This is a genomic window from bacterium, assembly GCA_024228115.1.
In the GTDB taxonomy this organism is placed as follows: domain Bacteria; phylum Myxococcota_A; class UBA9160; order UBA9160; family UBA6930.
Map to the genome: position 1 here is coordinate 1 of JAAETT010000241.1, position 2,583 is coordinate 2,583.

2 protein-coding genes are annotated in these 2,583 nt (G+C 63.4%); one reads left to right on the forward strand and one right to left on the reverse strand.

The features are described 5' to 3' along the window. The first annotated feature begins 415 nt into the window (after positions 1-415). Positions 416-1,330: a UDP-3-O-acyl-N-acetylglucosamine deacetylase gene (locus tag GY937_11170; GenBank protein ID MCP5057271.1), complete on the forward strand. Its 915-nt coding sequence runs from the start codon at positions 416-418 to the stop codon at positions 1,328-1,330. A gap of 111 nt (positions 1,331-1,441) precedes the next feature. On the opposite strand, the gene GY937_11175 is transcribed toward GY937_11170, so the two are convergent. After that, the gene (locus tag GY937_11175) at positions 1,442-2,416 is read right to left on the reverse strand and encodes a creatininase family protein (GenBank protein ID MCP5057272.1); all 975 of its coding nucleotides are present in this window, start codon (positions 2,414-2,416) and stop codon (positions 1,442-1,444) included. Positions 2,417-2,583 lie beyond the last annotated feature (167 nt).

Consider the following 2,583-nt stretch of genomic DNA (forward strand, 5'->3'; position numbering starts at 1 on the left):
CCATTGCTGAAGCGTCGCCCGCTGGCTCTTGCTGAGGTGAATCTCGGCTGCGACCCGCATCGTGCCCCTCTGGCCGTTCGCCGCGAGGGTAACGTGGATAGTCCAATAGTGCCCTTTATTTATGAATCATATCACTAGGTCCTCGAGCCCGGCAAAACCTGGGCCTTCCCGGCCAAAACCCCGACACAAGCGTGATCCACTGGTCACGCTTGTGATAGAAATATCACTCGATTCGGGAGGGTTGGGGCCAGCTTGCCCATCCAGGCAGCTCGAGTTGTGAGATCCGTCACGCTAACGCTCTGGTTTCGCTCATCAATCAGATCTTCATCTAGAGAGCCTCATTTTGGGCTCCTTTGGCACGACGCTTGCTTTCCCTACCGCGGGGAGCGGCTCCAAGGCCGCGAGGGGGGACCGAGTGAGTCAGCGAACCATTGCAGAGAAGATCTCTTGCACCGGGATCGGCCTGCACACCGGCGCTCCGGTCCAGCTTACATTGCATCCGGCTCGGGCCGGCACCGGCATCGTCTTCGTGCGCAGCGATCTGGCCCATCCGGTGGAGATTCCGGCCCGCCGGGATTCCGTGACCTCTACCGTGATGGCGACGACCCTCGGCCGCGGCGACGCCACGGTCAGCACGGTCGAGCACCTGCTTTCGGCTCTCTACGGCCTGGGCGTGGACAACGCCCGGATCGAGGTGGATGGCCCCGAGATCCCCGTGATGGACGGCAGTGCAGCCTCTTTCGTCTTCCTGATCCGTTCTGCGGGTCTGTTCGACCAGAACGCACCCCGCCGTCTGCTGCGTATGCGTGAGACTCTCGAAGTGCGCGACGGCGATCGATCGATTCGCATCGAGGCTGCTCGCTCGCTCCGTGTCACCTATTCGGTCGATTTCGCTCATCCCGCCATCGGTCGCCAGAGCCTCAGCGAGCTGGACGTGAATGGCGAAACCTTCGAGCGCGAGATTGGCCGCGCCCGCACCTTCGGCTTCCTGCGCGAGGTCGAGACCCTGTGGCGCAACGGCCTGGGTCGAGGCGGCAACCTGGACAACACGGTCATCATGGACGACCACAACGTGCTCAACGACGACGGCCTGCGCTGGTCCGACGAGTTCGTGCGCCACAAGATCCTCGATCTGATTGGCGATATCTCCCTGCTAGGCCTTCCCATTGCCGGCCATATCACGGCCGTGCGCGGTGGCCATGCGCTCCACCAGGCCCTGGTGGAGAAGATCCTCGCCAACCCGGATGCCTGGGTACTCGAGGGCGGCGATGCGGACACGGCAGCCCTCGAGCAACTGCCCATGGGTGATCCGGCGCAAGCCTCCGCCTAACGGCCGCAGGGTCTCAGAAGACCGTCTTCACGGTCTTCGATTCGAGAAACCTCCGGATCCCAAGGGATCCGCTCTCTCGGCCCATGCCGCTCGCTAGCGCACCGTCATCTCTCAGGAGATCGTGCGGGGCACTCCGATGAGGCGGTTCAAGATGCGGACCATCCAGGGGTGCACGAAGAGGAAACGAAGTTTCCAGACCGGAGAGTGCCATTCCTCTCGAGGAAGCGTGCCGTCCCAGATCTCACTCACAGCCGCAGCCGCGTTTTCCGACAGGACATCGAGGAAGCGCTCGCCCAGCTCAGCAGACGCGGTGGCAGGAGCTCCCGAGTAGGTCTCCTCGGAAAAGAAGCGGATGGTGCCCTTGAACGCGCGCAGCATGGCCGGCACGGCGGCGAGCTTTCCTCCCTCCGGCTTGCTGCGTGCTTCGCCCTTCTCGGCCAGCCAGGTTTCCACGGTACGCCGAGGTAGTTCCTTGTAGGCCGGGTCGACCCAACCGGGGTGTAGTGCCAGAAGCTGCGAGGTCTCCACCAGGCCGCCGTGGGTATCCCCCACGAGATCCTCGGGATTCACCCCCGGGATCTCGCCGAGGACCGAATCGAGCTCGGAGCTTCCACTGGTGAGACGCCCCACGACGACCGAGAAAACCGACACCATGCGGACGTCACGCTCTCGGCTCACCCGGTCACAGGCCGTCTCGATCGAAAGGAAGTGGCGCGGGCTCCCGTGGAAGTTGGAAACGAGGATGTCGCGGAACCCCTGGGCGGCCAGCGAGCGACCCAGATCCTCGAGGAAGGCGATCGTCGTGGAGGGCCGAAACGAGAGCGAGCCAGGCTGGGGTACCGGATCGGACGCCGCATAACAGAACGGAATCTTCAGGAAGACCCGATCGAGGTGTCGCTCCGGAAGATGACGAAGCATGCGTTCCGCCAATCCCTCCCCTTCGAACGCATCCGCGCCGAAGGGAAGATGGGGGCCATGGACCTCCAGGGGGGAGCAGGTCACCAGGACACAACAGCGGCTTCGGTCGAGCTGGTCGAACTGATGCTTCGTAAGCGTTTCCCAGTTCAGGATCGTCGGATCGGGCATGGGGCCTCCCGAGGGAGAATCGTTCCTCTAGGAGTCTGCGCGGCAGAGGGCCATTGAGGGGTGAGTCTCGCTAGAGTGAGCCATGCCGCGAGACTTTCGACGCTACGAGCCGGACCAGTCGCTTCTCCTGCCGCCCTCGCTTCGGGATTGGCTTCCCGAGGATCATC